General features: G+C 67.8%; 19 protein-coding genes. 12 read left to right on the forward strand and 7 right to left on the reverse strand.

Features of this window, described 5'->3' with window-relative positions:
- The first annotated feature begins 35 nt into the window (after positions 1-35).
- The 5 genes from AKJ08_RS16400 to AKJ08_RS16410 all read left to right on the forward strand — a co-directional run bounded on the left by AKJ08_RS16400 (position 36) and on the right by AKJ08_RS16410 (position 5,898).
- Positions 36-3,119, forward strand: coding sequence for an RHS repeat domain-containing protein (locus tag AKJ08_RS16400; RefSeq protein ID WP_157370766.1), 3,084 nt, complete (start codon positions 36-38; stop codon positions 3,117-3,119).
- A 1-nt stretch (position 3,120) separates the two neighbouring features.
- A complete protein-coding gene (locus tag AKJ08_RS19510) occupies positions 3,121-3,411 on the forward strand; it encodes a hypothetical protein (RefSeq protein ID WP_157370767.1) in 291 nt (96 codons plus the stop codon).
- A 284-nt stretch (positions 3,412-3,695) separates the two neighbouring features.
- Positions 3,696-4,001 (forward strand): hypothetical protein, encoded by a 306-nt coding sequence (locus AKJ08_RS16405; RefSeq protein WP_050727054.1) that lies wholly within the window; start codon positions 3,696-3,698, stop codon positions 3,999-4,001.
- A gap of 224 nt (positions 4,002-4,225) precedes the next feature.
- On the forward strand, positions 4,226-4,414 hold the full coding sequence (locus AKJ08_RS19515) for a hypothetical protein (protein ID WP_157370768.1): 189 nt from the start codon (positions 4,226-4,228) through the stop codon (positions 4,412-4,414).
- 224 nt (positions 4,415-4,638) lie between these two features.
- Positions 4,639-5,898, forward strand: a complete 1,260-nt coding sequence (locus tag AKJ08_RS16410; protein ID WP_338062171.1) for an Hsp70 family protein — start codon at positions 4,639-4,641, stop codon at positions 5,896-5,898.
- Between the two features lie 86 nt (positions 5,899-5,984).
- Here the strand turns inward: AKJ08_RS16410 and AKJ08_RS16415 are convergent, their stop codons facing one another.
- Complete coding sequence (locus AKJ08_RS16415; protein WP_050727055.1) at positions 5,985-7,103, reverse strand: NAD(P)/FAD-dependent oxidoreductase; 1,119 nt, start codon at positions 7,101-7,103, stop codon at positions 5,985-5,987.
- A 9-nt stretch (positions 7,104-7,112) separates the two neighbouring features.
- Positions 7,113-7,541 carry a cupin domain-containing protein gene (locus tag AKJ08_RS16420; protein ID WP_205624747.1) on the reverse strand — a complete coding sequence of 143 codons (429 nt, stop codon included), beginning with the start codon at positions 7,539-7,541 and terminating at the stop codon, positions 7,113-7,115.
- Between the two features lie 150 nt (positions 7,542-7,691).
- Here AKJ08_RS16420 and AKJ08_RS16425 point away from each other — a divergent pair, with 150 nt between their 5' ends.
- Entirely contained in the window at positions 7,692-8,051 is a 360-nt protein-coding gene (locus AKJ08_RS16425) for a GFA family protein (RefSeq protein WP_050727056.1), read from the forward strand.
- Between the two features lie 125 nt (positions 8,052-8,176).
- On the opposite strand, the gene AKJ08_RS16430 is transcribed toward AKJ08_RS16425, so the two are convergent.
- Positions 8,177-8,665 (reverse strand): DsrE family protein, encoded by a 489-nt coding sequence (locus AKJ08_RS16430; RefSeq protein WP_050727057.1) that lies wholly within the window; start codon positions 8,663-8,665, stop codon positions 8,177-8,179.
- A gap of 104 nt (positions 8,666-8,769) precedes the next feature.
- Here AKJ08_RS16430 and AKJ08_RS16435 point away from each other — a divergent pair, with 104 nt between their 5' ends.
- Complete coding sequence (locus AKJ08_RS16435) at positions 8,770-9,387, forward strand: TMEM175 family protein (RefSeq protein WP_050727058.1); 618 nt, start codon at positions 8,770-8,772, stop codon at positions 9,385-9,387.
- Positions 9,388-9,419: 32 nt separating this feature from the next.
- Here the strand turns inward: AKJ08_RS16435 and AKJ08_RS16440 are convergent, their stop codons facing one another.
- The gene (locus tag AKJ08_RS16440; RefSeq protein WP_050727059.1) at positions 9,420-10,406 is read right to left on the reverse strand and encodes an aldo/keto reductase; all 987 of its coding nucleotides are present in this window, start codon (positions 10,404-10,406) and stop codon (positions 9,420-9,422) included.
- A 142-nt stretch (positions 10,407-10,548) separates the two neighbouring features.
- Here AKJ08_RS16440 and AKJ08_RS16445 point away from each other — a divergent pair, with 142 nt between their 5' ends.
- The 3 genes from AKJ08_RS16445 (at position 10,549) to AKJ08_RS16455 (ending at position 13,182) form a co-directional block, all read left to right on the forward strand.
- A complete protein-coding gene (locus AKJ08_RS16445; RefSeq protein WP_050727060.1) occupies positions 10,549-11,166 on the forward strand; it encodes a TMEM175 family protein in 618 nt (205 codons plus the stop codon).
- Positions 11,167-11,247: 81 nt separating this feature from the next.
- On the forward strand, positions 11,248-12,204 hold the full coding sequence (locus AKJ08_RS16450; RefSeq protein ID WP_050727061.1) for a zinc-binding dehydrogenase: 957 nt from the start codon (positions 11,248-11,250) through the stop codon (positions 12,202-12,204).
- Between the two features lie 75 nt (positions 12,205-12,279).
- On the forward strand, positions 12,280-13,182 hold the full coding sequence (locus AKJ08_RS16455; protein WP_050727062.1) for a pirin family protein: 903 nt from the start codon (positions 12,280-12,282) through the stop codon (positions 13,180-13,182).
- 78 nt (positions 13,183-13,260) lie between these two features.
- Here AKJ08_RS16455 and AKJ08_RS16460 read toward each other — a convergent pair whose 3' ends face one another.
- The 3 genes from AKJ08_RS16460 to AKJ08_RS16470 form a co-directional block, all read right to left on the reverse strand.
- Positions 13,261-16,521, reverse strand: a complete 3,261-nt coding sequence (locus tag AKJ08_RS16460) for a beta-propeller domain-containing protein (RefSeq protein WP_050727063.1) — start codon at positions 16,519-16,521, stop codon at positions 13,261-13,263.
- A 93-nt stretch (positions 16,522-16,614) separates the two neighbouring features.
- Positions 16,615-17,031, reverse strand: a complete 417-nt coding sequence (locus AKJ08_RS16465; RefSeq protein ID WP_050727064.1) for a globin domain-containing protein — start codon at positions 17,029-17,031, stop codon at positions 16,615-16,617.
- Between the two features lie 24 nt (positions 17,032-17,055).
- On the reverse strand, positions 17,056-17,772 hold the full coding sequence (locus AKJ08_RS16470; RefSeq protein WP_050727065.1) for a sulfite exporter TauE/SafE family protein: 717 nt from the start codon (positions 17,770-17,772) through the stop codon (positions 17,056-17,058).
- Positions 17,773-17,907: 135 nt separating this feature from the next.
- Between AKJ08_RS16470 and AKJ08_RS16475 the strand changes: the two genes are divergently transcribed.
- Both AKJ08_RS16475 and AKJ08_RS19520 read left to right on the forward strand, forming a co-directional pair.
- A complete protein-coding gene (locus AKJ08_RS16475; RefSeq protein WP_050727066.1) occupies positions 17,908-20,277 on the forward strand; it encodes a heavy metal translocating P-type ATPase in 2,370 nt (789 codons plus the stop codon).
- Positions 20,274-20,429, forward strand: coding sequence for a cytochrome oxidase (locus AKJ08_RS19520; protein WP_157370770.1), 156 nt, complete (start codon positions 20,274-20,276; stop codon positions 20,427-20,429). The genes AKJ08_RS16475 and AKJ08_RS19520 overlap by 4 nt, the downstream gene beginning before the upstream one ends.
- Positions 20,430-20,440: the final 11 nt, after the last annotated feature.

Here is a 20,440-nt window from a genome sequence, read left to right on the forward strand (position 1 = left end):
GCAGCACCCACGAGTACGAGGACGAGGCGGAGCTGGTGGAGTGGGGTGTCACGCCCGTGCTCCACTACGACCCTCTCGGGCGGCTCATCGAGACCGAGCAGCCCAATGGCACCAGGGCCCGGGTGGTCTTCGACGCCTGGCGGCAGGAGAGCTGGGACGAGAACGACGCCGTCCTCGGCACGGCTTGGCTCATCGAGCGCGAGGTTCCTACCGCCGACAAGCAGGAGCGCCGGGCCGCGCAGCGCACCCTCGCTCACGCGGGAACGCCCACAGTCACCCACCTCGACAGCCTGGGCCGACCGTTTCGAACCGACGAAGACAACGGCGGTGGCGCCGTCTACACCACCACCCTCACCCTCGACATCCAGGGCAACCAAGTAGAGGTGAAGGACGCCGAGGACAAGACTGCGGCTCTTCAGGTCTTCGATCCCCTACAGCGGCGCATCGCCCTGCATAGCTGCGACGCCGGCATGAGCTGGACGTTCCCGGATGCCGCCGACAGCCCGGCGCGCTCCTGGGACGAGCGCGAGGTCTTCGTCCGCACCTCGTACGATGCGCTCCGGCGCCCGACCCACGTCTGGGCCCGAGAAGATGTCGCCCCCTGGCTCCTCGCCGAGCGACTCTATTACGGCGAGACTGTTATCGATGCCGCCGTCTTCAACCTTCGTGGACAGGTCGCCGCGCACTTCGATGGCGCTGGCTTGGTCGCCTTCGAGCGCTACGACTTCAAGGGCGGCCTCGAGCTCTCCACCCGGCGCCTGGCAAAGAGCTACACCGAGACGGCGGATTGGTCCGCCCTCTCCCTCGTTCAAGGTCCGCTCCAGGCGCAAGGCGTGGTCGCCGCCCTCCTCGAGACGGAGGCCTTCTCCACCGAGAGTCAATACGACGCTCTCGGCCGGATCACACATCTCCACACGCCCGACGAGAGCGTCTCCCGCTTCCACTATGACGAAGGGGGCCTCCTCGCCGGGGTCGACGCCAAGTTGCGGACCTCCTCCGCCTGGAGCCCGTTCGTCACCGAGCTCGCACACAACGCGAAAGGCCAGCGCGAACGAATCGTCTACGCCAACGGCACCACCACCGACTCGACCTACGACCCGAAGACCTTCCGCCTGAAGCGACTGCGGACCACCCGTCAATCCGACGGCAAGGTCCTCCAGGATCTCGTCTACACCCACGATCCGGTCGGAAACATCACTGAGATCCGGGATGGCGCCCAGCAGGATCTCTACTTCGCAAACGAGGTCGTCCCTGCGAATGGTCTCTACCGCTACGACGCCCTCTATCGGCTCAGCGAGGCGAAAGGCCGAGAGCACGCCGGCCAGCAGCCCACTCACGCCGACCTGCCCTGGTCATCGCTGCCCCACGCCAACGACGTCCAGGCCATGCAGCGATACGAGGAGCGCTACACGTACGACAAGGTCGGAAACATCCTCGAGATGGCCCACAGCGCGGGCGGCGCCGGCTGGACGCGCAGGTACGAATACGACGACGAGAGCAACCGCCTTCTCTCCACCAGCCTCCCGTCCGATCCGGTGGGCGGTCCGAACTCCCAGACCTACACTCACGACCCAGCCGGCAACATGGTGCGAATGCCGCACCTCGCCAGCATGGCATGGGACTGGGCCGGCAGGCTCCAGCATGCCGACAAGGGCGGCGGGGGCAAGGTCTACTTCACCTACGACACATCCAACCAGCGCGTCCGCAAGGTCTACGAGCACAGCGGCGTCATCGAGGAGCGTATCTACCTCGGCACGTTCGAGCTCTTCCGGCGGCGGCAGTCCGGCACTGTTCAGCTCCAGCGCGAGACTCTCCACCTCATGGACGATAAGCGCCGCATCGCGATGGTCGAGACCAAGACCCGCGATAACGGAACTGACGTCTCGACACCCACCCCTCGCTTCCGCTACCAGCTCGATAATCACTTGGGTTCCGCGGCTCTCGAGCTCGACGATGCCGCCCAGATCATTTCGTACGAGGAGTACTTTCCCTACGGGGCCACGTCTTTCCGAGCGCTCAAATCCGGAGTCGACGTCAGCGAGAAGCGCTACCGCTACACAGGCATGGAGCGCGACGAGGAGACCGGGCTCAATTACCACAGTGCTAGGTATTTTGCGCCTTGGCTCGGACGATGGACGAGTGCCGATCCTGCAGGCTTCGTTGATGGATTGAATCTTTTCCGATACTGCGACGATAGCCCGGTGGGTGGACTCGATCCCACGGGGACTCAGCGAATGACCGACGAACAACTCGGTTCTCGTGCGGCCGGAACCGCTTCCCGAAACAAGAATGCGCTCAACCCATGGGACGTTGTTGCTGCTATCGTCGCCAACCCCCGAGTTCAGGGAGCGCTCCAGACCACAGGCGCGTTGATCGAGGGCGGAATCGCTCTAGGTTTAATGGCAGCTCCGACAGGCGTGACACAAGTAGTTGGTGTCCTAGTGATGGCGAAGGCGCTCGATGATGGCGCGAACGGTTTGAAAATGATGCTAACCGGGAAGGAGAGCCAATCGTATACCCATCAGGCAATTTCGAGCATTGCTCAGTCGGCTGGTGCGTCGCCTCAAACCTCTGAGATTGTCGCTACCTCGGTCGATGTTCTGGCATCGACCGCGACCGCGGCTGCCGCGGCAGGGAAAGCATTGAAACTTGAAGGAGCCGTCTCGAAGGAACTTCGGGCAATGGGAGGCGGGGCACGGGCGGCGGGTGTGGAAGCCTTGGACGAGGCCGCTAGCGCTCGCCAGATGACCGAGGTAAAAGCTGCGGGTAAGCTGGAAGCCGCCGAAATGGCGGCCCCCACCGGCCAGGTCCTGCCGGCCCTAAGGCAGCAGTACGTTGACGCAGTTTCCAAATTGGCAAATAAGGTGCCGGAAATGCGCGCCGCTGGCAATAGTTCGGAAGAGATCGCTCGTGCCCTACACGCTGAGCGTCGTGCGCTTGGCGTTCAGTTCAAGGCTCTTACACCCCCGGACAAGCTTGCCGAGATCTACGCTAGGAATGAAGCCAAGTACGGCGATCCCCTTGGCCCCTCGATCGACTGGCTTCGCAATGCAGGCAAGAGTTGGGATGATATCATTGATTCGGCTGTTCGGGCAGGTGGAAAGGATTTGGGATTTTAGAATGGGAAATGATTTGACAGATCGGAAAGTACGGATTGGAGACGAGTACGATCAGAGAGTTTGGACCGCGTTGAGGGATGTGCTCTCGGAGCTTGGATTAGTAGTTAACTCAGAGGAATGGGGGGTAGGGGGGTCTCAGGAACTGATAACGATCGTAGTCTCGGCCGGGTCGAAAACCCTTACGATCGAATCCGAGACCTATCTGGGCGTCAGCGTTGCTGGTGAACCGGAACTCGTCGCAGAAGTGGCTGCTCGGGTTGCAGGGCGCCTCGGCAAAGCTGGGCCCTCCTGACTCTTCTGCAATGATCATTACCGACGGCACGTGAATCTCGCAGTTTGGGGCATTTTCGGGCTGCAATCAAGCGGCGAGGCAACGTGGCGTCCCCCAATACATATTGGACCACTGTTCGGAGTTGAGCCGGCAGTGATCGCTCTCTGTGCCAGGGTGGCTGTCGCGTGGTTCCGTTCCGTATTCTGAATGAATAGTAGCTGACCGGTAGGAACGAGAAAGGGGAAGCTCCTTCCCGAGGTCCCACATAGGCTCGCCTCCATTGCAGGAGGTGAAGGAGAAACCCCATGCCGGAAGTTGCCGTTCTTCGTTCTCTCACGCAAGAGGAGGGCGCTTCGGACCTCAGTTCCCGGTTCCGCATGGCCATCCAGGCCACGATCGAGGTGCTTTTGGAGGAGCAACACCGCGCGCTCATTGGCGCCCAAGACGGCTTCATGGTCGACCTGGCCCACTACCCGCCAGACGATCCGGCGTCCGCGGTGGGGCTGCTCTGCGGCGGGTCGCGCTTCGACAAGTCGGACGATCCGGTGGAGTGGGACCTCTTCCGTACCGCCATGCTGGAGGCCCAGGGCTGGCAGCTCCGGCGCCTCTAGTCGCCCGCCCTTTACCGCGAGCCCGCGACCGCTCTCGCTGGAATCGCGCCTCCCCCGGTGGCGCCCACCCCGCGTCGAGAGACGATGCCCTGACTGCCGGGGCTTGAGCCGTTCCGGCGTCATTATTTCGCGACTGCCGCGAGTCAGCGCAAACGACGTCATGACAGGAGTCGAGTCTGGAATCGTATCGAAGGCTGTATTGCTGCAATGAACGGAAGTTTGGCGTGTTCGAGTCCGACGAGCACGGAGTCTATCTAGGAGTGTATGTAGGTGCCCTCTTGGCGTACGAGCTCCGCCTCAAGATGAATCAGGACGAGATCGAAGCGCTTCGACGGAACGACCAGGAGTTCTTGAAAGAGCTGGCAGACGATCTGTACTGGCATCGGGAGAAGTACGCAGGACGAACGTTCTGACGGCACCTCTCGCTGGGATGGGGCCAGCTTGGATGCGCTCGAGCGAACTTGCCGGGCCAGATGCGGGGACGAGCTGGACTGAGTTCGCCGTCCGCGCTGCCCCCAATCCACTCCTCATGCCGTAGACCGCTCCGCGACCCGCAGACGAGTACGATGTTGGAGGGAAGTAGTTGGACGGCACGGGCGCGGACGCTACTTTGCGGGCCTTTGGGGGCGGAGGCGGCGTGGCAGGGATTTCGATCGGGATCGACTTCGGGACGTCGAATAGCGCGGCGGCGATCGTGGACGCGGCGGGACGATCGGCGGTGCTGCCGCTAGACTCGGACGCGGCCGACCCGAGGCTCTTTCGGAGCGTGATCTTCTTTCCGGCGGAGAGCCGCGAGGTCCTGGTCGCCGACGAGGCGATCAGCCGCTATCTAGACGAGTGGGAGGGGCGGTTCGTCCAGTCGGCGAAGAGCTTCCTCAAGTCGCCGACGTTCACGGCGACCGAGATCCGGCAGCGCCGCTACAAGCTCGAGGAGCTGGTGGCGATCGTGCTGCGCGCGATGCGGGTACGGGCGGAGGAGATCGTCGGCGCGCCGGTCGAGCGCGCGGTCTTCGGGCGTCCGGCGGTGTTCTCGCCGGAGCCGGAGCGCGACCGCCTCGCGGAGGAGCGCCTCGCGGCGGCGGCCGAGATCGCGGGCTTTCCGAGGCCCACCTTCCTCATCGAGCCGATTGCCGCCGCCCTCGGCTACGAGGAATCGCTGAATCGCGAGGAGGTGGTGCTCGTCGGGGACTTCGGCGCGGGTACCAGCGACTTCACGCTGATGCGACTGGGGCCGTCCCGGGCGGGGAACCTCGATCGGCGGGGCGACGTGATCGCGTCGGACGGCGTGTACATCGGCGGCGACGACTTCGACTCGGCGATCGTGGAGCATCGGCTGCTCGAGCGCTTCGGCGCGGGCTCCACGTACCTCTCGCTCACCCGGCGGATGCCGCTCCCGGCCTGGATCGCGCGCAAGCTGCTCGCCTGGCACGAGCTGGCGCTGCTTCGGGAGCGCAGCACGATGGAGTTCCTCAAGAAGGCGAAGGTGGACTCGGACCAGCCGGAGGCCCTCGGCAATCTGATCCGGCTGGTGGAGGACAACCTCGCCTTCCACCTCTACCGCTCGGTGGAGGCCGCGAAGCGCGAGCTGAGCGGCGCCGACGAGGCGAAGGTGCGCTTCCACGAGTCGGGCATCGAGCTCGACGAGCGGGTGACCCGCGCCGAGTTCGAGGCATGGACCGCGCCCCTGCGCGCCGAGCTCGACGCATGTGTCGACAGGGTCCTCGCCCGCTCAGGCGGCGTCGAACCGGACGCGATCTTCCTCACGGGTGGAACGTCGAAGATCCCCTCCGTCCGCGCCCTCTTCGCGGAGCGGTTCGGCGAGGCGCGGCTGCGGGAGGGCGACGCCTTCACCTCGGTGGTCGCCGGCCTCGGCAGGGCCACGCGGCTCGCCGGGTAGGGAATCGCCGAGCTCCGAACACGAATTCGTCGACGCCTCGGATCAGGGGACCTCCAGGGGCCAGCCAATGAGCGTCGAGCGCGAGCTCAGGGAGCTCGATTCTCGTCGGGGAAGCCGAGATTTTCTACGGCTGCTACGAGCGCTTCGAAGAGTGACGGCCGGCGCGCCAGGACCGCGAACGCGTGCCGCCTCGCGGCCGGGTGACGCGAGAGCAGCAGCATGGCGCGCGTAACCGCCTCGTGGCGTCGAAACGCGGCGGCAGCGGCCTTCTCGTACGGCATGAGCGCGCGCGGGCTCGCGTGCCTGGCGAGAGCGTCCGGGAGGAGGCTCGCGAGCTTCGACGAGGCCTGGAACGCAGACGACAAGCCCTCGCCGCTGATCGCGTCGACGTAGCCGGCCGCATCGCCGAGGAGCGCGAGCCGCTCGCCGATCCGGCGCTTCACGCTGCGGGCCATGGGGCCGGCGCCGCGGACGTCCGAGTCGACGGGGGCGCCGGCGAGCCGCTCTGCGAGGAGCGGGAAACGCGCCAGGAGCTCTCCGTGGCGTCTGGGGCCGAGGTGCGCCGCGTCCCAGAGGAGAGCGACGCCCACGCGGCGTTCGCCTGCCGGCGTGACGTAGGCCTCGACGCCTTCGGCCCAATGGACTTCCACGTGATCGCTCCAGGGCGCGAGGCGGTAGTGGCGCCGCGCACCGAAGCGCCGGATCGCCGGTGGGCAGCCCTCGAGTCCGGCCTGACGCCGCAAGGGCGAAGCGAGGCCGTCGGCGGCCACGACCATACGTGCTCGAACGACGCCGGCCTCGGTGTGAAGCGAGAGAGCGCCGGGCATGCGGGAGAAGCCGCTGACGCCGCACCCCAGACGAAGCTCCACCCCGAGAGCGTTGGCACGAGCGAGGAGGGCCTGCTGGAGCGCGACCCGCCGGATCCCGAGGCCGACGCCGCGGCGAAAGCGCGCGCTCACCTCCGAGCCGTCCTCCTGCACGTAGCGGATGCCGTTGAACGGAACGCACGCGTCGCGTGAGGGAAGGGCTACACCGAGCGCCTCGAGGGCCCGGACGCCGCCGGGCATCAGCCCTTCGCCGCAGGCCTTGTCGAGAGGCGACGCGCGGGCATCGAAGACCACGGTGGCGATGCCCCGCGAGGCGGCCTGGATGGCCAGGGCCAGGCCCGCCGGCCCCGCGCCGACGATCGCCAGCTCGTGGAGCATCTCCGTGTTTCAGTGGATGGGCGGCGGGGCGGCCTCGGCCGGCGGCGCCTTGCGGGCGAAGGCTTCCGGCGCGCCGAAGTCCACCGCGACGAAGGCCTCGTCGCCCTCCACCCAGGCGTCGTGCCCGGGCGAGATCGAGAAGGTGTCGCCAGGGCCGATCTCGCCCTCCTCGCCGCTCTCCATGCGGATCTTCATCCGCCCGGCGGCGCAGTAGCCGAGGTGGTGGGCCATGCAGCGCTCGGTCCCCATTTGAGGCTTCACGTGGACCGACCAGCGCCAGCCGGGCTCCATCCGAACGAGGCCCATCTTCGATCCGTCGAGGTCGAAGATCTCGACGCGGCCCTTGTCTGCGAACTCTCGGGTCTCGTCCGCTTCGTCCTGGTGCTTGATGTTCAGGTCCGCCATGGCGTGCACCTCGTCGCGAAGGTCTTCCGCCAACGTGGCGATCGGCCCGCCCGTTCGGAAGCCGCGGCCGGGCGTCCGTCGGCACTTCCCTTCCCCGGACGAGCGGGCGTCTTCGGAAAAAGCCGTCGCGCTCGTCTATCGGTCGGAGCATCCTTGGAGCCCCCTTTTCCAAAGAGGTGCACCGTGAGCGAGCCGAAGACCCATTCCGGATCCTGTCACTGCGGGAACGTTCGCTACGAGGCCACGCTGGCGCTCGGCCAGGTCGTTGCCTGCAATTGCTCCATCTGCAACCGCGTGGGCCACCTGCTGGCCTTCGTTCCCGTGGAGCAGTTCCGGCTCCTGTCGGGGGAGGACTCGCTGGTCGACTACCGTTTCAACGCCAAGAAGATCGCGCACCTCTTCTGCTCGACCTGCGGCATCCACCCGTTCGGGCGCGGAAAGGGCCCCGACGGGAAGGAGACGTACGCCGTGAACGTGCGCTGCCTCGACGGCGTCGATCCGCGCACCCTCGAGGTCATGCACTACGACGGGAAGAGCATCTGAGTCGATGAATCTCTACGATGCGCGGTGTTCGACCAATTCACGAATTGTGTTGGACATCGCCGCCGAGCTCGACCTCCCGATGGAGGTCGTTCCCGTCGATTTCGGCGCGCGCTAGTCCGGCCGGATCAGAGCTCGACCGAGAGGAAGCCCTCGGCCTTCCGCTGGAGGACCTCGACGAGGCCGTTCTCCACGACGACGACCTTGGGGACGAGGCGCGTGGGAGCGATGTCCTTCTGGGCCAGGGTGAGGCCGCAGGCGACGACCCGGATCCCTCGAGCGCTCGCCTCGTCCACCGACGTCGCTGACTTCGAGCCCTGGAGAAGCGACTCGATCGCCGGCCCGCAGACCACGATCTCCACCTCGCGGGTCGGGAGGTGCTTGCCCGAGAGCAGCTCGAGGCCCGTCTTCAACGCGGCGTCGAGCTGGGGCGGCTGCTGCACGAGGAAGAGCACGCGCGCAGCGTCCGCCTTCGCGGTCTCTGCGCTCGCGGGCGTCGGCGCGGGCGTGGGTGTTGCGGCTGCGGCTGCGGGAAAGAGCCCTGCCGCCAGCGCGAGCACGGCGAGGCGCCGCCCGAAGGCGTGCAAGGGGTGGAACGATCGGCTCGGAAGGGGCATCGCGTCCTCGGGTGTGGGTTCCACCCGGTCGGACACGGCAGACCCGCCATAGGTTCCCGTGGGAGCTCCAGGTTGCGCCTGCCGCGCAATCGGCCGAGGAACCGATGGACAAGAGCCGTCTGGAGGCCTTCAGCGACGGCTTCCTGGCCATCATCATTACGGTCACCGTGCTCGAGCTGCGGCCCCCGGTCGGGGACGAGCCGTCGCTGCTGGGGGCGCTCCTTCCGGTCTTCCTCAGCTACTTGCTGAGCTTCATCTTCCTGGCCATCGCCTGGAAAAACCATCACCACATGCTCTACCTCACGCGCGACGTGAGCGAGGCCATCCTGTGGGCGAACCTCAACTTCCTGTTCTGGCTGTCGCTCATCCCCTTCACGACGGGTTGGATGGGCGCCAACCACTTCTCCGCGACGCCGACGGCGGTGTACGGAGTCGTCCTCCTGATGGCGGCGATCGCCTATTGGATCCTCGAGCGGGTCATCATCGCGTCACAGGGGAGGCGCTCGGTTTTGAAGGCGGCGGTCGGAAGGGAATGGAAGCTGGTGCTCTCGGTCATCCTCTACGTCGCCGGGATCGTGTTGGCGTTCGTCTCCCACTGGATCGCGCAGGCGATCTACTTTCTCGTCGCCATGCTCTGGCTGGTCCCCGACCGGCGAATCGATCGGATGATCATCGAGGCGGACCGCCGGCGCGCCGAGTCGAGCCGCACCCATGAGGAGTGAGGGAGCCAAGCCGCCATAGGTTCCCGTGTGGCTCAGTGATCCACAGTCTGCATCTCGACCTCCGTGTACCGCCCTCCCGCCGCGACGCCCTTGGGCGCGATCGCGTTCAGCTCCTTCAGCTCGGAATCGTCGAGGTGGAAATCGAGCGCGCCGACGTTCTCCTCGAGGTAGCGGATGTGCTTGGTGCCGGGGATCGGGACGATGTCGTCTCCCTGTTCCATGACCCAGGCGAGGGCGAGCTGCCCTGGTGTCGCGCCCTTCCGCTCGGCGAAGGTCCGGATCCGGTCGACCAGCTCGAGGTTCTTCTCGAAGTTCTTTCCCTGGAAACGAGGGCTTTTTCGCCGCCAGTCGCCCTCGGGTAGATCGTCCGGCGTACGGATGTGGCCGGTGAGGAAGCCGCGGCCGAGGGGGCTGTAGGGGACGAAGCCGATCCCGAGCTCGCGCACGGTCGGCAGGATCTCGTCCTCGGGACCCCGGCTCCACAGCGAATACTCGGATTGCAGCGCGCTGATCGGATGGACGGCGTGCGCGCGTCGAATCGTGTCGGGCGCTGCCTCGGAGAGGCCGAGCCATCGCACCTTGCCGGCTCGAACGAGATCCGACATCGCACCCACCGTTTCTTCGATGGGCACATCCGGATCGACGCGGTGCTGGTAGTAGAGATCGATCCGGTCGACGCCGAGCCTCTTGAGCGATGCGTCGCACGACTTGCGGACGTACTCCGGGCGGCCGTCCACGCCGACGAAGTTGCCGTCGGAGTCTCGAACGTTGCCGAACTTGGTCGCGAGGATCGCGCGGTCGCGGCGATCGGCGATCGCACGGCCCACGAGTTTCTCGTTGGTGTACGGGCCGTAGATGTCGGCGGTGTCGAGGAGCGTGACCCCGAGCTCGAGCGCGCGATGGATCACCTTGATCGCCTGGGCCTCGTCGGCGCGCCCGTAGAACTCGCTCATCCCCATGCAGCCCAGGCCCATTGCCGAAACCTTCAGGCCCTGCTTCCCCAGCTCGCGCGTCTCCATGCCGACCTCCTCGAAAGGCTGGAGTTTTCATCGACTCGCTCGCAGGGGCCTTGGGCGATTCGGGGTGTCTGATAGAAAGCCAACTCGCCGGTGAATCGTTCGACTACGCTTGAGCCTTCCCGCGCAATCGGCCGAGGAGCCGATGGACAAGAACCGACTGGAGGCCTTCAGCGACGGCTTCCTGGCCATCATCATCACGATCACCGTGCTCGACCTGCGGCCGCCGGTCGGGGACGAGCCGTCGATGCTGGCGTCGATCCTTCCGTTCTTCCTCAGCTACGTGCTGAGCTTCATCTACCTGGGCATCTATTGGAACAACCACCACCACATGCTCTTCGTCACGCGCCACGTGAGCGGCGTCATCCTGTGGGCGAACCTCCACCTCCTGTTCTGGCTGTCGCTCATCCCCTTCACGACGGGTTGGATGGGCGAGAACCATTTCTCCGCGACGCCGTCGGCGCTGTACGGGTTCGTTCTCCTGATGGCGGCGATCGCGTACTGGATCCTCGAGCGGACCATCATCGCGTCACAGGGGAAGGGCTCGGTCCTGAAGGCGGCGGTCGGCTCGGAATGGAAGGGAGTGGTCTCGGTCATCCTCTACATCGTCGGGATCGCGTTGGCGTTCGTCTCCCACTGGATCGCGCAGGCGATCTACTTTCTCGTCGCCATGCTCTGGCTGGTCCCCGACCGGCGAATCGAGCGGATGATCCTCGAGACGGACCGCCGGCGAGCCGAGTCGGGCCGCACCCATCAGGAGTGAGGGAGCCGACCTTTCGGCCACTCCGGCTCCTGGCTCCGCTCTGGCGCAGCGATCCATTCTCCGCCGACGGAGGACGTGGCGATGCGTGCGATCGTGATCGAGAAGTTCGGGGATCCCGGTGTCCTCGAGATGCGGGAGGTGGAGCGGCCGAAGCCGGGGCCCGGCGAGCTCCTGGTTTGGGTGATCGCGGCGTCCGTGAATCCGGTCGACGCGAAGATTCGCGCCACGGGCTCCTGGGCGAAGCGCGCGCTACCGACGGTCCTGGGCTCGGACGCGTCAGGAGTCGTGGAGGAGTTGGGACCTGGCGCCAAGGGCTTCGAGGTCGGCGACGAGGTCTACTTCGCGGCCGAGCTGACGGGAGACGTACACGGGACCTATGCCGAGTACACGACGGTTCCGGCGGCGATCGTCGCGCGCAAGCCGCGGAAGCTCACGCACCTCGATGCCGCGGCCGTTCCCCTCGCCGGCGGCACGGCGTGGGAGGCGGTGGTGCGGCGCCTTCGACTCCAGGTCGGGCAGACGATCTTGATCCACGGCGGCGCGGGGGGCGTGGGCTCGTTCGCGGTGCAGATCGCCGCTGCTTGCGGCGCGAAGGTGATCGCGACGGCCTCGGCGGGAAACCTCGAGACCTTGCGTGACCTCGGCGCGCACGTCGCGGTCGACTACCACAAGGAGGATCCGACGGAGGTCGCACTGCGGGAGACTGGTGGCGTCGGCGTCGACGCGGTCCTCGACCTCGTGGGCGGCGACCTGACGCCGAAGAGCTGCCCCGCGGTGCGTCCCTTCGGACGGATGGCGTTCATCCTCGGCCCGAAGGGCGATCTCTCGGAGGCCTACCGACGCAACCTCGAGCTGCACGGCGTGAGGCTCATGCGGGAGGGCCGCAGGCTCGAGGAACTTTCCGCCGCCATCGACATCGGAAAGCTGCGGCCCCTGGTGGAAGAGGTAATGCCGCTCGACAGGGTCGCGGACGCCCATCGGCGGCTGGACTCGGGCCACGGGCGCGGCAAGATCGTCCTCGAGGTCGCGGCGAGGTAGGTCCGCCTGCAGAGGGCCGACGAGGCGCAAAGTTCGTGGGGAGCGCAAGGCCGCGTCCCGGACGACGGAGGATGGGTGAGCGAAGTCGATATCGTGATCGTGCCGCCGACGAGGGATCTCGGCGATGGCTTCCAGGTCCGGCGGGCGCTGCCGTCGATCGAGCGGCGGATGGTGGGACCGTTCGTCTTCTTCGATCAGATGGGGCCGACGCTCCTCGAGGTGGGGAAGGGGCTCGACGTCCGGCCGCATCCGCACATCGGTCTGGCGACGGTGACCTACCTCTTCGACGGCGAGATCCTCCACCGCGACAGCCTCGGATCGGTGCAGCCGATTCGCCCCGGCGAGCTCAACTGGATGACGGCCGGGAGCGGGATCGTGCACTCGGAGCGGACGCCGCCGGAGCTGAGGCCCGTGGAGGCGCCGCTCTTCGGAATCCAGGCGTGGGTCGCGCTGCCGCAGGAGCACGAGGAGGCGGATGCCTCCTTCGCGCATCACGGCGGGGCCGAGCTCCCCGTCGTCGAAGGCGACGGCGTTCGGGCCCGCGTGATCGCGGGTGAGCTATTCGGCGCGCGGTCGCCGGCGCGCCTCCTGTCCGAGATGTTCTACGTGGACGCACAGGTCGACGCCGGGGCCGAGGTCGCCGTCCCGGCGGGCTTCGAGGAGCGCGCGGTCTACGTTGCGAACGGCACGGTGGAGATCCCCGCGGACGGGACGCGCTACGAGAGCGGGAGGCTCTTGGTGCTCAAGCCGGGCCAGACCGTGGCGGTGAAGGCGGCGTCCGACGCCCGCCTCATGCTGCTGGGCGGGCCGCCGATGGACGGCTCCCGCCACGTTTGGTGGAACTTCGTCTCCAGCTCCCGCGAGCGGATCGAGCGCGCGAAGGCCGACTGGCAGGCCGGCCGCATCGGCCAGGTCCCCGGCGAGACGGAGTGGATCCCGCTGCCGGGAACCGGCCCCGCGGTCGTTCGCTATCCGTGAACCAAGCGGCTCCGATGGTCGAGGAGAGGACCGCCCGCCGTTGGCGCGGCGGCCCCCTCTCGGATCCCGCAGCGGCCCTCAGGGCGCGCTGACGAGGTTCTCCTCGTCGAGACCCAGCGAGTAGATGCCGTACGGCCCGGCAGGCACGAGGATCCGGCGTCCCTCCACGTGCAGCCGCTCCGGCCAGCCCTTCAGGGCGAAGAAGGCCTGGGGATACGGTGCCTCCGGGCGGTCGAGGTTGAAGACCAGCAGGCCGCCCGGCACCTGGAAGAGCGCTCGACCGGAGCGGGCGTCCTCCAGCGAGGCCCAGTCGTCGACCTCGGCAGTCGCGAGGTCTGCGAGGGTCGGCGAGCGCGCGTCCAGGATCGAGAAGGATTGGACGTAGGAGGTCTCGGCCGAGCCGCCGTCGCTGCTTCCAACGCCGGCGGAGCTTCCGTACACGGCCCCGCCGTCCGTCCATCTCGGCCGATGGCTCACGAGCAGGTGGCCGGCTCCGTCCAGCAGCGTCTGGTCCACGATGCGATTGGGGAAGCGCTTGTGGGCCTGGAGCTCGGCGACGTCGCCGCGGAGCACGAGCCGGGCCACCGCAGACTCGATCGACGAGGAGCCCCACACCAGGTTCCGGGTGAAGATCGTGTTGCCGTCCAGCGACAGGAGCTGGCCGGGCACGTTGACCGCGGCGCCCTGACGGGGATCGGAGGGCGTGGAGAGGTCGAACGCGCGGATGAAATACTGGACGTAGGGACGGGAATCGCCGGCAACCGCGTAGGGCTTCTTGTAGGAGAGGAAGAGGCGGTTCCCCTCGGGCACTACGTCGACCGCCTCCTCGTTCGCGGGCATGGCCAGCGGCCGACCGAGCTCCAGCGCATCCGGCCGGCCCAGATCCAGGACGCGCACGACGAAGCTGCTCCAGTACCGGGTGAGCTCCTGCTGGTAGCACGACTGGGACATCGATACGCCCGTCGGATCCACCTCGTCGCAGCTCTGGTATTCGCCGTCTCTCCACGTGCACTCGTAAACTTCTCCTTCACACGTGGTCGAACCTCTGAGCGTCACGCAGGTCCGGTAGCCCCGGTGGTCGGTGCATCGGCCGGGGGTCCTCCAGCAGCTGTCCTCGTCGCGAGGCCACGAGTTGCAGATCCGGGCGGTGCCCATGCTTGCGCTCTGCGGCGTGCGGTCCACGAAGGCGAGGGCGTTTCCGACCTGGTACATCTCGGGTTGGGACGTGCCATACCCGTAGTACCCGCAGCCGAAACAATCGCTCATGGGGGGAACCTCCTTGTCTCCATACCAGCCCCAGCCCCATCTCTGGAACGGAGCGATGTCCCGGGTCACGAGGCTACCGCTCTGGCTCGGATGGGCGGGATCCGAGAGATCCCAAGTGCGGATCGTCGTCTCCCAACCGCTCGTCGCATACTCCATCGAGAGGGTCACGAGCCTGCCTCCGACCTTGTGGATCGACGTGCCGGCGGGCACCTGGATGGTCGCCACCGGTGCGGCGTCGTCGGGGTGGGCGCTGCTCGGGATGATCTGCACGGACGACGAGCGTCCGGAGCCCGAGCGATACGACCAGAGATCGGAGGCCTCACGCAGGCGGGCCGACCACTCGCCGAAGACCAGGAGGTCGCCGTAGCGCGGCGCCAGGTCGAGGCGGCCCAGCTCCGTGGGGCGGTCGGGATCGACGGTGGAGAAGAGGCTCAAGCTCTCCTCCGAGAGGTTGGCGGTAGAGGCGTCCGCCACGAGGAAGCTCCGGAGCACGGGCGTGCCGTGGGACATCAGCCCGCGCCGCGTGAGGCTGGTGCGCGAGAACGTGAAGATCTGCACGGAGGCGGTCCACTCGTCGGTGCCGGAGTTCCAGCCGGAGAACGGGAGGAGCACCAGGCCGGTCTCCACCACGCCGTCAGGGCCGGGAACCGAGACGGCGTTCTCCACCACGGAGAACGCGCGGTGATCCCAGCTCGCCTCCGACCAGCTCGACGAGACCGCGACCGTCGCCCGCTGCACGAGGGGCTGGGGGTTCTCGAGATTGGTCGTGTCGTAGAGGCTCACGGCCATGGTGCGCCCGCCGGTGTCCTCCGTGCCGATGCCGATGAGCCTGTCGCCGCCGAACGTGGGGCGGAAGAAATCGTTCCAGCCCGAGACGATGAACTGCGACTTCTCCGTGGCGACGCCGTCGTCGCGGATCTCGAACGCGTGGAAGGGATCCCTTCGCTCGTAGGTGACGAAGAAGGCGCTGTTGCCGACGAAGAGCGTGGCGTACAGGTCTTCGTTGACGCCGAAGTTCTTCGAGTCGATCCGCCGCAGGTTGGCGATGTCGGTGGCGTCGAAGGTCTCCAGGTGGTTGGCGTTGCCCGACGTGCCCCAGGTGCGACCGGACACCACCCGTAGCACCCCGTTGTACAGATCCATGTTGAACTGGTTCGCCACCCGGCCCGCGACCTGGACCTCGCCCCCGGCGATCATGGTGCCGTCGGCGCTGGAGATGTCGATCACGGAGACGCTGCTGCGGTAATAGCTGTCGGTCCAGTCGTCCCGGGCGACCAGGAGGGCCTCGGGGGTCGCCTGGATGTCTCGGATCCAGCCGCCGAGCGCGAGCTCCGTGCGTGCCGCGATCGTGCCGCCGTCGACCTGGAAGCTCTTCACGACTGTGTTCGTGGACCAGGTGGACTGGCCGTCGGCGTCGACGTAGCCGTAGTTCTGGGCCACGACGTAAAGCGCGGTCTGGCCGTTGCCGCGGCTGAGCCGGCTCTTGTAGATCCAGCCCGGCACCACCTGCCGGTCGATCACGACGGGCCGGGCCGGGTCGCTGAGGTCGACGGTCATCACGACGCCGCCGGACGCGCGGTTCACCGTCGCCGCGTACCGGCTGCCGTAGTAGCCCTGCCAGTCGTTCAGGAGGACGATCGCGTGGTCGCCGACCACGTAGAGCTCCACCGGGGTTCCGCTGAGCTCGGCGCGGCCCAGCACGGCGGGCGCGGACAGATCGCGGAGATCGAGGACCTGCAGCCCGCGGTAGGCGTTGAGGCCGAGGACGAGGCCCGAGCCGAAGGAGCGGTAGATGTCGCCCTCCTCCACGGTGCGGCCGCTCGATCCGCCGTCGCCGCCGCCCGTCTCCGGCGTATCGGGCGAGCTCCCTACTCCGTCTCCACCTCCGCGGTCGGGGCTCTTCTGCCCCTGGTAGCCGTCTGCGGAGACGAAGCGGCTCTCACCGGGCTGCGGCTCCTTCTGCGGCCCAGTCGGTTGGATGAGCGGGGAACCCTCCTGGCTGCAGGACACCAACGCGATGGTGGCGAGACAGACACCAATCACTGAGACGAGCCAGCGGATTCGATGGGCCATGATCCCTCCCTGGGGATCCGTCCATCCTCCATCGAGCCGATTTCGTTGGCAAGTTGCCCCCAGCTGGAAGCACCCCCAAAGGGCTGTCCCTCCTCAGGGAACGTTGCGGAGGAACTCGGCCACGTGGGCGAAACGGCCATCGAGGAACTCGCGCACCTCGCCGTGGAGGCCGAGCTCGTCCATGGCCGTGGTCATCGCGCGCAGCCAGGCGTCGCGCATGTCGGCGTCTACCGGAAAGGGAGCGTGACGGGCGCGGAGCATCGGGTGGCCGCGCTGCAGGAGGTAATCGTTCGGCCCGCCGAGCCAGAAGCGCAGGAAGAGGGCGAAGTGCTCGCGGCTCTCGGGGTGCACCCTGCCGTTCTCGTCCAGGCGGTGGAGATGGGCGAGGGCCGGCTCGTCCCGGTCCATCGCGTCGTAGAACCGCATCGCCAGCGCACGTACCACGTCCTCGCCGCCGAGCTTCTCGAACGGCGTCTCGCCTGGCGACTGGCTCCATTTTCCGGCTTCCATCTCGGCTCCTTCGTGGATCGGTTCTCAGTGGCAGGAGGGCGCGCCATCGGCGCCGCCGGCTTGGACCGCCCGGTACACCAGAACCGCCGCGGCGACCAGGGGTACGCCCCGCTGCAGCCCCACACGGGCAAAGTTCGGGAGCCGGCGCCCCATTCCCGCCTGGGCGAGGAGCAGCGCCGGTCCGCTCCCGAGGGCGAAGCCGCCCATGACCAGGGCGCCGCCCCCCGCGGATCCCGTGGCCAGAGCCGCGGCCGAGATCCCGTAGAGCAGGCCGCAGGGGAGGAGCGGCGTGAGGGCGCCGATCACGGCGGATCGGGCCACCGGCGGAAATCCGGCGCTGGCCCTCCCGACGACCCCGAGGATCTTCCCGACGCCGGGTATCGCCGGCAGCTTCTTTCCCAGCTCGAGGGCGGTGGCCACCAGGGTCGCCGCCATCACCCACGGCAGGATCTGGCGAACCGGGATCGAGACCAGGCTCGCGATGCCTCCACCCAGGGCCCCCAGGAGCGCGCCGACCGCGGTGTAGGCCGCGAGCCTGCCTCCCTGGTAGGCGGCCACCCGGGCGCGTCGCTCCGCCCGGTTCTCGTTTCGTAACGTCGCGAGGCCGGAGCACGCGAGGGGACCGCACATCAGGAAGCAGTGGAGGCTGCCCGCGATCCCCACGACCGCCGCGGCAAGAAAGCCCACCGCTGCGGCAGGATTGTCGATCGCGGCTCGAATATCCGGGGAGAAGAGGTCCATGTCGGCGCTCCATCGCAATGGGCGTGCCATCCGTTCCTCCGCTCCAGGCTCGATTTTCGAAAAACCAAGGCAAAAGCGGCAGTTACGTTACGTCTGAGGACGCGCTCGGCACGGCATTCGCATCCCTGCCGCGGCATGGCTCCGAACGGCTGTCTCCATTGCAAGAGCCCCGTGCCCGAAGGGGCGGCCGACCCGGCGTTCTGCTGCACGGGCTGCAAGGCGGTCTTCGGCCTCCTTCGAGAGCAGGGTCTCGAGCGCTACTACGATCTGGCCGGCGAGAGCGTCGTGCCGGTGGCCGATTCGAGCGGCGAGCGCAGCGACGCCTGGCTCGAGCCGATCCTCGCGCGGAGCCTCGAGGGCGAAGGAGCCGTCTGCACCCTCGACCTCGACGTCCAGGGCCTCCACTGCGCCGCATGCGTGTGGCTGATGGACGAGCTCTTCCGCCGCCGCGAAGGCGGCTCGGCACTCACGGTGAACCCGGCGCTGGGGAAGCTCCGCGTCTCGTGGCAGCGGGGCCGCTTCGACCCCCGCGCCTTCCTCGCCGACGTGGAGCGCTTCGGCTACCGCTTCGGCCCCAGCCGCAAGCGCACGGTCGACGGATCGCGCGGGCTGCTGCTTCGCCTGGGCATCACCGCCGCGCTGGCGATGAACGTGATGCTCTTCTCCGTGGCCTTCTACGTGGGCCTCGCGCCGCAGGAGGAGCGCATCTACCGGCTCTTCACCGAGCTCTCCGTCTGGCTCTCGGCGGCGGTGGTCTGCATCGGCGGCTGGCCCTTCTTCAAGTCGGCGTGGCTCTCCCTGCGGCGGGGCGTGCTGCATCTGGACCTGCCGATCGCCCTCGGGATCCTCCTCGTCTTCGGAACCTCGCTCCACCAGGCCCGCGGCGGCAGGGGCCTCTTCTACTTCGACACGCTCAACACCTTCACGACGCTGATGCTGGTGGGCCGCTGGCTCCAGCAGCGGATCCTGGACCGCAACCGCCGCTTCCTCCTCGAGGACGGAGGCGCCGACGGCATCCTCGTCCGCCGCCGCGAGGGCGATCGCCTGGTCGCGGTGCGGGCGCCCCTGGTGCGGGCAGGCGATCACCTGGTGGCGGCGCCCGGCGACCTCGTCCCCGTAGACGCCCAGGCTCTCGAGGCGGGCTCGTTCTCGACCGACTGGATCACGGGTGAGGCCGAGGTCCGCGAGATCCCGGCGGGACAGCGGGTTCCGGCGGGAGCGTTCAACGCCGGCAGGCGCGCCATCGCCCTGGTGGCCGATACCGACTTCGAGGAGTCGCCGCTTCCGGCGCTGCTGCGCACCACGGCGCCGCGGTCCTCGTCCACCCACGCCCGCTTCTGGGATCGGCTCTCGCGCATCTACGTGGTCGCCGTCCTGGCGATCGCCGCCCTCGGCCTCGGCGTCTGGTGGCCTATGGATCCCGAGCGCGCCCTCGAGGTCACGGCGGCGCTCCTGGTGGTCACCTGCCCCTGCGCGATCGGCATCGCGATTCCCCTGGCCTACGAGCTCGCCCAGTCGCGGCTGCGCAAGGCGGGCTTCTTCGTCCGCCGCCAGGATCTCCTCGACGAGCTCCCCCGCGTCCGCAAGCTCCTCTTCGACAAGACGGGGACGCTCACCCTCGGCCGCCTGAGGCTGCGCGAGACCGAAGGCCTCACCGCCCTCGCACCCGAGCTGCGGGATGCCGCCTTCGACATGGCCTCGCGCAGCAACCACCCCGTGAGCCGCTGCCTCTCGGAGGAGCTCGCCAGAATGGGCGCGCGCTTCGACGCCGACGCCTCGGTGGAGGAGCTCCCGGGCCTCGGCCTCCAGCTCGTGAGAGGTGGCCACACGTTCCGGCTGGGACGGCCGGCCTGGGCGGGCGCCGACGCGGCGGATCCCGCTTCGACCGTGCTCTCGATGGACGGCGCCGCCGTCGCCGCATTCCGCACCGAGGAGACGCTTCGGGTGGACGCGCGCCGGGAGCTCGACGCCCTCCGCGAGCAGGGTCTCGAGGTCTGGCTCCTCTCGGGCGACGCGCCCGCGAAGGTCGCCGCCGTCGCCACCCGCCTCGGGATCGACGAGGAGCTCGCCAAGGGCGCGCTCTCTCCCGAGGCGAAGGCGGCCCTGGTGGACGAGCTCGACGAGGGAGACACGCTCTTCCTCGGAGACGGCGTCAACGACAGCCTCGCGTTCGAGCGGGCGACGTGCGCCGGCACGCCGGCCATCGACCGCCCCGTGGTCCCGGGCAAGGCGGACTTCTTCCTGCTCGGCGAGGGCATCCGCCCGATCCGCGAGGCGATCTCGCTCTCCCTGCGGCTGCGCCAGGTCAACCGGAGGCTGATCGCCGTGGCGGTCGCCTACAACCTCCTGGCCGTCGTGGTCTCGCTGGCCGGGTGGATGACCCCGCTGCGCGCGGCGATCGTCATGCCGCTCAGCTCGATCGGGATCCTGCTCTTCACCCTGGCCAGCCTCGAGGGGCGGGAGCCGAAAATGGAGACGAACCGGATGACGGAGGCGTGGCGATGAGCGTCATGGTCCTGCAGGTCTTCGTGAGCCTCATGCTCGTGGTCGGCTCGGTCGTCCTCCTCGCCATCAGCATCAAGCAGGACGATCACGAGCACGCAGACCGGCTCTCGCTCCTCCCATGCGAGCCGGAAGACCGCGAAGAGAATTCCTGAGAAGAGGAAGA

Origin of the sequence: Vulgatibacter incomptus (genome assembly GCF_001263175.1) — a bacterium.
Lineage (GTDB): Bacteria > Myxococcota > Myxococcia > Myxococcales > Vulgatibacteraceae > Vulgatibacter > Vulgatibacter incomptus.

Bases quoted from the DNA above. Each gene is read 5' to 3' on its own strand.
- AKJ08_RS19510 (WP_157370767.1), top strand. From the start codon at position 3,121: ATGGGAAATGATTTGACAGATCGGAAAGTACGGATTGGAGACGAGTAC.
- AKJ08_RS16405 (WP_050727054.1), top strand. From the start codon at position 3,696: ATGCCGGAAGTTGCCGTTCTTCGTTCTCTCACGCAAGAGGAGGGCGCT.
- AKJ08_RS16415 (WP_050727055.1), bottom strand. From the start codon at position 7,103: ATGCTCCACGAGCTGGCGATCGTCGGCGCGGGGCCGGCGGGCCTGGCC.
- AKJ08_RS16430 (WP_050727057.1), bottom strand. From the start codon at position 8,665: ATGCCCCTTCCGAGCCGATCGTTCCACCCCTTGCACGCCTTCGGGCGG.
- AKJ08_RS16435 (WP_050727058.1), top strand. From the start codon at position 8,770: ATGGACAAGAGCCGTCTGGAGGCCTTCAGCGACGGCTTCCTGGCCATC.
- AKJ08_RS16440 (WP_050727059.1), bottom strand. From the start codon at position 10,406: ATGGAGACGCGCGAGCTGGGGAAGCAGGGCCTGAAGGTTTCGGCAATG.
- AKJ08_RS16445 (WP_050727060.1), top strand. From the start codon at position 10,549: ATGGACAAGAACCGACTGGAGGCCTTCAGCGACGGCTTCCTGGCCATC.
- AKJ08_RS16450 (WP_050727061.1), top strand. From the start codon at position 11,248: ATGCGTGCGATCGTGATCGAGAAGTTCGGGGATCCCGGTGTCCTCGAG.
- AKJ08_RS16460 (WP_050727063.1), bottom strand. From the start codon at position 16,521: ATGGCCCATCGAATCCGCTGGCTCGTCTCAGTGATTGGTGTCTGTCTC.
- AKJ08_RS16465 (WP_050727064.1), bottom strand. From the start codon at position 17,031: ATGGAAGCCGGAAAATGGAGCCAGTCGCCAGGCGAGACGCCGTTCGAG.
- AKJ08_RS16470 (WP_050727065.1), bottom strand. From the start codon at position 17,772: ATGGACCTCTTCTCCCCGGATATTCGAGCCGCGATCGACAATCCTGCC.
- AKJ08_RS16475 (WP_050727066.1), top strand. From the start codon at position 17,908: ATGGCTCCGAACGGCTGTCTCCATTGCAAGAGCCCCGTGCCCGAAGGG.
- AKJ08_RS19520 (WP_157370770.1), top strand. From the start codon at position 20,274: ATGAGCGTCATGGTCCTGCAGGTCTTCGTGAGCCTCATGCTCGTGGTC.